The sequence below is a fragment of the Streptomyces spirodelae genome (genome assembly GCF_017676385.1).
Classification (GTDB): Bacteria; Actinomycetota; Actinomycetes; order Streptomycetales; family Streptomycetaceae; genus Streptomyces; species Streptomyces spirodelae.
This window is the reverse complement of record NZ_JAFFZN010000031.1, coordinates 91,412-98,250: the sequence shown is the minus strand read 5'-3', so window position 1 is coordinate 98,250 and position 6,839 is coordinate 91,412. Positions and strand designations below refer to the sequence as shown.

The 6,839-nt window shown below is 70.7% G+C and carries 7 protein-coding genes; all 7 read right to left on the bottom strand.

The features are described from left to right. Positions 1 to 219: 219 nt before the first annotated feature. Positions 220 to 1,428, bottom strand: coding sequence for a methionine adenosyltransferase (gene metK, locus JW592_RS27525; protein ID WP_209267939.1), 1,209 nt, complete (start codon positions 1,426 to 1,428; stop codon positions 220 to 222). 395 nt (positions 1,429 to 1,823) lie between these two features. Next, on the bottom strand, positions 1,824 to 3,083 hold the full coding sequence (gene coaBC / locus JW592_RS27520) for a bifunctional phosphopantothenoylcysteine decarboxylase/phosphopantothenate--cysteine ligase CoaBC (protein WP_209267938.1): 1,260 nt from the start codon (positions 3,081 to 3,083) through the stop codon (positions 1,824 to 1,826). Between the two features lie 101 nt (positions 3,084 to 3,184). Then, a complete protein-coding gene (gene rpoZ, locus JW592_RS27515; protein WP_209211601.1) occupies positions 3,185 to 3,463 on the bottom strand; it encodes a DNA-directed RNA polymerase subunit omega in 279 nt (92 codons plus the stop codon). Between the two features lie 65 nt (positions 3,464 to 3,528). Further along, positions 3,529 to 4,125 (bottom strand): guanylate kinase, encoded by a 597-nt coding sequence (gene gmk / locus JW592_RS27510; RefSeq protein WP_209267937.1) that lies wholly within the window; start codon positions 4,123 to 4,125, stop codon positions 3,529 to 3,531. Between the two features lie 37 nt (positions 4,126 to 4,162). After that, positions 4,163 to 4,486 carry an integration host factor gene (locus JW592_RS27505; RefSeq protein ID WP_019356158.1) on the bottom strand — a complete coding sequence of 108 codons (324 nt, stop codon included), beginning with the start codon at positions 4,484 to 4,486 and terminating at the stop codon, positions 4,163 to 4,165. A 293-nt stretch (positions 4,487 to 4,779) separates the two neighbouring features. Then, positions 4,780 to 5,649 carry an orotidine-5'-phosphate decarboxylase gene (gene pyrF / locus JW592_RS27500; protein ID WP_209267936.1) on the bottom strand — a complete coding sequence of 290 codons (870 nt, stop codon included), beginning with the start codon at positions 5,647 to 5,649 and terminating at the stop codon, positions 4,780 to 4,782. Beyond that, positions 5,646 to 6,776, bottom strand: a complete 1,131-nt coding sequence (locus JW592_RS27495; protein ID WP_209267935.1) for a quinone-dependent dihydroorotate dehydrogenase — start codon at positions 6,774 to 6,776, stop codon at positions 5,646 to 5,648. The genes pyrF and JW592_RS27495 overlap by 4 nt, the downstream gene beginning before the upstream one ends. Positions 6,777 to 6,839 lie beyond the last annotated feature (63 nt).

Genomic DNA, 6,839 nt, shown 5'->3' with positions numbered 1-6,839 from the left:
CTAGAGTCATGACCGGCGACACCGCGAGGTGATTACCGCCGGGCCGGGTGCGCCCGGGCAGGGCGCCGAACGGGAAGCCCGGAGCCGGCGCCCCGTCCCGGCACTCCGAGCAAAGAGGGGGACGGAGATGCCTCAGGCCCGGCACCCCGCCAGCATGGGGTACCGGGCCTGAAGTGGTGAGACGTGCCGAGACGGAAGGACGTCGGCGCGGGCGGTGGGCTAGAGCCCGGCCGCCTTGCGCAGCGCGTCCACCCGGTCCGTACGCTCCCAGGTGAAGTCGGGCAGCGCACGGCCGAAGTGGCCGTAGGCGGCCGTCTGCGCGTAGATGGGACGCAGCAGGTCGAGGTCGCGGATGATCGCGGCCGGGCGGAGGTCGAAGACCTCGGAGATGGCCTGCTCGATCTTCTCGACGTCCACCGTTGCGGTGCCGAAGGTCTCCACGAAGAGGCCGACCGGCTCGGCCTTGCCGATGGCGTACGCGACCTGCACCTCGCAGCGGGAGGCGAGGCCGGCGGCCACCACGTTCTTGGCGACCCAGCGCATGGCGTAGGCGGCGGAGCGGTCGACCTTGGACGGGTCCTTGCCGGAGAAGGCACCGCCACCGTGGCGGGCCATACCGCCGTAGGTGTCGATGATGATCTTCCGGCCGGTGAGGCCGGCGTCACCCATCGGGCCGCCGATCTCGAAGCGCCCGGTCGGGTTGACCAGCAGCCGGTAGCCCTCGGTCTCCAGCTTGATGCCCTCGTCCACCAGGGCCTTCAGCTCGGGCTCGACGACGAACTCGCGGATGTCGGGTGCCAGCAGCGAGTCCAGGTCGATGTCGGCTGCGTGCTGGGAGGAGACCACGACGGTGTCGAGGCGCACGGCCTTGTCACCGTCGTACTCGATGGTGACCTGGGTCTTTCCGTCGGGGCGCAGGTAGGGGATGGTCCCGTTCTTGCGGACGGCCGAGAGCCGCTCCGAGAGCCGGTGTGCCAGGGTGATCGGCAGCGGCATGTACTCGGCGGTCTCGTCGCAGGCGTAGCCGAACATCAGGCCCTGGTCGCCGGCGCCCTGCTCGTCGAGTTCGTCCTCGTCGCCTTCCACCCGCTTCTCGTAAGCGGTGTCGACACCCTGCGCGATGTCGGGCGACTGGGCACCGATGGACTCGGAGACGCCACAGGAGGCGCCGTCGAAGCCCTTCTTGGAGGAGTCGTAGCCGATCTCGAGGACCTTGTTGCGCACGAGCGTCGAAATCGGGGCGTAAGCCTTGGTCGTCACCTCTCCGGCCACGTGCACGAGGCCGGTGGTGATCAGCGTCTCGACGGCGACCCTGGAGTGCGGGTCTTCCTTGAGGAGGGCGTCGAGGATGGTGTCGCTGATCTGGTCAGCGATCTTGTCAGGGTGACCCTCGGTCACAGATTCCGAGGTGAACAAGCGGCGCGACACATCGCTCCCTGGGGTTGCAGCGGCTGCTGGCTGAGCATGGGGCGGACCGGTCGGGGGCTGCGCCCAAGCACGGTCCGCGGCCAGTTTATCCATCTCCACCGGCATCCAATCACGGACTCTCGAACTACGAGACGACCATGACCTGCTCAATCCGAACTCCAATGGCGCCGGAAGGCCACCTGAGATCCGGATATGTCGGGGCGTGTCGGTCGGCGAAGGTGCTGGTCAAGAGCGCCGTTCCGGCCTCGTACGACGACTTCCGGCCCACTCCGGCACAGCGCCGATTTTCTTCCTACGAGCACCGGAAGGAGCCATTCCGCCCCGGTCGTCCCGCGGCACGTCGCCCGCTCACTCCTCCCGCCCGGCCCGCGCACGCCCCTCCGCCCGGCCGGCGCTCACTCCCGCGGGGCCGCCGGGAGACGCTCCGCGATCAAGTCCCACACCGTCTCGGCGAGCGTCTCCTTCGGCCCGTACGGCACCGGTGTCTCGCTGCCGTCGGCGCCCAGCACCACGGCCTCGTTCTCCTCCGAGCCGAAGGTCTTGCTCTCCCCCACCTCGTTGACGACCAGCAGGTCGCATCCCTTGGCCGCGAGCTTGGCGCGGCCGTGGGGGAGAACGTCGTCGGTCTCGGCGGCGAAGCCGACCACCACCTGACCAGACCGGGGACGACTCGCGGAGAGTTCGGCGAGGATGTCCGGATTGCGGACGAGCGCCAGCGGCTCCGGTTCCCGGTCGTCCTTCTTCTTGATCTTCCCGGTGGCGTACACGGCGGGGCGGAAGTCGGCGACGGCGGCGGCCATCACCACAGCGTCCGCTTCGGCGGCCGCCTTGGTGACCGCCTCCCGCAGCTCCAGCGTGCTCCCGACCCGTACGACGTCCACCCCGGCCGGGTCCGGCAGCGCGCTGTTGGCGGAGACGAGCGTCACGCGGGCGCCGCGCGCTGCGGCCGTACGGGCGAGTGCGTAGCCCTGCTTCCCGGAGGACCGGTTGCCGAGGAATCGCACCGGATCGAGTGGTTCCCGGGTGCCGCCCGCGCTGACGACGACGTGCCGCCCCGCGAGATCGGCGCCGCTCCCGGCCGCACCGCGCAGCAGCGCCCGGCGGCAGACGTCGAAGATCGCGTCGGGGTCGGGCAGCCGCCCCTTACCGGTGTCCTTCCCGGTCAGCCGGCCGACGGCGGGCTCGATGACCAGGGCGCCGCGCCGCCGCAGGGTGGCCACGTTCTCCTGGGTCGCGGGGTGCTCCCACATCTCGGTATGCATGGCGGGAGCGAAGACGACGGGACAGCGTGCGGTGAGCAGCGTATTGGTGAGCAGGTCGTCGGCGAGGCCATGGGCGGCCTTGGCCAGCAGATCGGCCGTTGCCGGTGCGACGACGACCAGGTCGGCCGACTGACCGATGCGTACGTGCGGCACCTCGTGCACGGACTCCCACACCTCGGTGGCGACCGGGTGACCGGTCAGCGCCGACCAGGTGGCGGCGCCGACGAAGTGCAGCGCCGACTCGGTGGGCACGGCGCGCACGTCGTGGCCGCTCTCGGTCAGTCGCCGCGCCAGCTCGCACGCCTTGTAGGCGGCGATTCCGCCGCTCACGCCGAGCACGACCTTCGGCTTGCCGGCGGCTGCCGCCTGTCCTTCGTCCCGCTGCTGCGTCACTCGTCTCTCCCCGGATGCCACACGCGTCGTTGTGCCCTATGACACACCAGGGGCCCGGCAGCCGCGCTGCCGGGCCCCTGGTGGAAAGTGGTGCCGACCGGCTACTGGGCCACCGGCGGAGCCTCCACAGGCTCGGAGGTGAGAAGGCCGGCGTTGATCTCGCGGAGCGCGATGGACAGCGGCTTCTCGTGCACGTGGGTGTCCACCAGCGGGCCGACGTACTCGAGGAGACCCTCACCGAGCTGGGAGTAGTACGCGTTGATCTGACGCGCGCGCTTGGCGGCGTAGATCACAAGGCTGTACTTGGAGTCGGTGGCCTCGAGCAGCTCATCAATCGGCGGGTTGATGATCCCCTCGGGCGTGGTGATGGAAGAGGCCACTCTCTGCCTTCCGTTTCGATGCTCGCTCGGTGCCCTTGGGCGTCTGCCGAGCGCTGGAGGTCAGGTCAATCGATACGCATCAAGGCTAGCAGCTCAGCGCTGACCTCCTCGACGGAGGTGTTGACCAGGGTCCGGTCGAACTCGGCCTCGGCCGCCAGCTCGGTACGGGCGACCTCCAGTCGGCGCTCGATGACCTCGGGCGCCTCGGTGCCGCGCCCGGTCAGCCGCCTGACCAGCTCCTCCCAGCTGGGGGGAGCCAGAAAGACGAGCTGCGCCTCGGGCATGGACTGCTTGACGAGCCGCGCGCCCTGCAGATCGATCTCCAGCAGGACCGGCTCCCCGCGCTCGAGGTGCTCGAGCACCGCATTCCGGGGGGTGCCGTAGCGATTGCCCGCGAACTCGGCCCATTCGAGCAGCTCACCGTTGGCGATCAGCTTGTCGAACTCCTCGTCGCCCACGAAGAAGTACTGCACCCCATGGCGCTCGCCGGGGCGGGGCCTTCGGGTGGTGGCGGAGACGGAGAGCCAGACCTCGGGATGGGCCTTGCGCATATGTGCGACGACCGTGCTCTTACCGACCCCGGAAGGGCCGGAGAGCACGGTCAGCCGCGATGTGCCGACCGGGGGTGCCGGGGTCTCCCCCCGGGGAACTGCAGAACTCATGCAGCGATTATCCCGGTTAACGCGAGTGCCTGAGACCTCAGGCGTTGGCACCGCCGAACTCGCGCTCCAGGGCAGCGATCTGGTTGGAGCCGAGGCCGCGGACGCGCCGGCTCTCGGAGATCCCCAGCCGCTCCATGATCTGCTTGGCGCGGACCTTGCCGACGCCGGGCAGGGATTCCAGGAGAGCCGAGACCTTCATCTTGCCGATCACGTCGTTTTCCTGGCCCTGCTTGATGACCTCGTGCAGAGACGCGCCGGAGTGCTTGAGCCGGTTCTTGACCTCGGCGCGCTCCCGGCGAGCCGCGGCGGCCTTTTCGAGCGCGGCTGCGCGCTGTTCAGGGGTAAGGGGCGGAAGAGCCACGCCTACGTCACCTCGGATGTCGAACTGTCGGATACGGATCGGTGAGGAACCTAGTAGGCCCGCACCTGCGGAGCAATGAGCAACGCGCCTGTTCGCGGTGCTCTGGACGGAGACTAGCGGGCGTGAGCGCCACAGTCAGCGAGAACAGACGAAAAGTCCTGGTCAGCCTCTGTCGACCTGGGCTTTTCGGGACATAACCGGCACATTTTCTGCTCTCAGCGAGGCGGCAGCCTGCTCTCAGCGAGGCGGCAGCCCGCTCTCAGCGAGGACGCGGCCCGCTCCCGCCACCGATCTCAGCCCACCGCGCCGCGTACCTCGTCCGCGAACCTGATCGCCGAATCCCGCAGTCCGGCCACGTCCGGACCGTGCCGCAGGACCCCCCGGCTGACGCTCGGCACCACATTGCGGACCGCGTCGCCGAAGACGGCCGGCAGGTCGGCGGGGGTCGCGCCCTGCGCCCCGATGCCCGGCGCCAGCAGGGGCCCGTTCACCGCCAAATCGAACGCGGACAGATCGCCCAGCGTCGCGCCGACCACCGCGCCGAAGGAGCCGAGGGGTTCGGCGCCGACGTTCCGGTCGGCGAGGTGCCGCAGCACCGTCTGTGCCACCGTCGTGCCGTCGGCACGGACCGCGCGCTGCACCTCCTGGCCCTCCGGGTTGGAGGTGAGCGCCAGAACGAACAGCCCGGACCCGCTCGCCGTGGCCGCCGTGACGGCTGGTTCCAGGGCGCCGAAGCCCAGGTAGGGGCTGACGGTGAGCGCGTCCGAGAACAGCGGGCTGCCGCTGTCGAGGAAGGCCGCGGCGTAGGCGTCCATCGTGGAGCCGATGTCGCCGCGCTTGGCGTCCATGACGACGAGCGCCCCGGCCTGCCTGGCCTCGGCCACCGTCCGCTCCAGCACGGCGACGCCGCGCGAGCCGAAGCGCTCGAAGAACGCCGCCTGGGGCTTGAGCACGGCCACCCGGTCGGCCAGCGCCTCGACCACCGTGCGGCTGAACCGCTCCAGCCCTGTCACATCGTCGTTCAGGCCCCAGGAGTGCAGCAGGGAGGCGTGCGGGTCGATGCCGACGCACAGCGGGCCCCGGGTGTCCAGGGAGCGGCGCAGGCGGACGCCGAAGGGCTCGGGGGCCGGGGTGTCGGGCTCGGTCGTCCCGGCGGCTGTCATGCGGCGGCCTCCTGCTGCTCGGTGTCCTGCGGGCGGTGCTCGGCGCCCACGGCCTCGGCGAGGGTGGCGTAGGGACTGTCGGCCAGCAGCCCGGCCAGTCCCCGGTGCATCCTGCGCATCCAGAACGGGCCCTCGTACAGGAACGCGGTGTAGCCCTGGACGAGCGTGGCGCCGGCCAGGATGCGGCGCCAGGCGTCCTCGACGGTGGTGATGCCGCCGACGCCGACGAGCGTGAGCCGGTCCCCGACCCGCGCGTAGAGCCGACGCAGCACCTCCAGGGAGCGGTCGCGCACGGGGGCCCCGGACAGCCCGCCGGTCTCGGCCGTCAGGGCCGGGTCCGAGGTGAGGCCGAGCCCGTCGCGCGCGATGGTGGTGTTGGTGGCGATGATCCCGTCCAGTCCCAGCTCGACGGCGAGATCGGCCACCGCGTCGATGTCCTCGTCGGCGAGGTCGGGCGCGATCTTGACCAGCAGGGGGACCCGGCGCCCGGTGACCGTGCGGTCGGCCGCCTCGCGTACGGCGGTCAGCAGCGGGCGCAGGTGTTCGGTGGCCTGGAGGTCGCGCAGGCCGGGTGTGTTGGGCGAGGAGACGTTGACCACCAGGTAGTCGGCGTGCGGGGCAAGCGCCTCGGCGGAGGTGACGTAGTCGGCGACGGCCTCGGCCTCCGACACGGCCTTGGTCTTGCCGATGTTGACGCCGACAGTGGTGGGGAAGACCGGTTCGCGGGTGGCCAGCCGGGCGGCGACGGCGGCCGAGCCCTCGTTGTTGAAGCCCATCCGGTTGATCAGCGCCCGGTCCTCGACCAGGCGGAACAGCCGCTTCTTCGGGTTGCCCGGCTGGGCGCTGCCGGTGACGGTGCCGACCTCGACGTGGTCGAAGCCGAGCATGGCGAGTCCGTCGACGCCTTCGGCGTTCTTGTCGAACCCGGCGGCCAGGCCGAACGGGCCGTGCATCCGGCGGCCCAGGGCCTCGACGCGTAGCTGCTTGTACCGCGGGGCGAGGGCCGCAGCCGCGAAGGTACGGAGAACGGGGGTGCGAGCCGCCCGGCGGATCCAGGAGAAGGCCAGGTGGTGGGCGCTTTCCGGGTCCATACGGCAGAAGACGGTGCGAAAGAGGAGTCCGTACATGGAGTGTGGTGGGTTCCTGTGGAGGGGAGCGGCCCCGCCCTCCCCCGGCCGGAAGCCGGAGGA

Excerpts from the sequence above, each read along its gene's own strand:
- gmk (WP_209267937.1), bottom strand. The coding sequence starts at position 4,125 with ATGAGTTCTGCAGTTCCCCGGGGGGAGACCCCGGCACCCCCGGTCGGC.
- pyrF (WP_209267936.1), bottom strand. The coding sequence starts at position 5,649 with ATGACAGCCGCCGGGACGACCGAGCCCGACACCCCGGCCCCCGAGCCC.
- JW592_RS27495 (WP_209267935.1), bottom strand. The coding sequence starts at position 6,776 with ATGTACGGACTCCTCTTTCGCACCGTCTTCTGCCGTATGGACCCGGAA.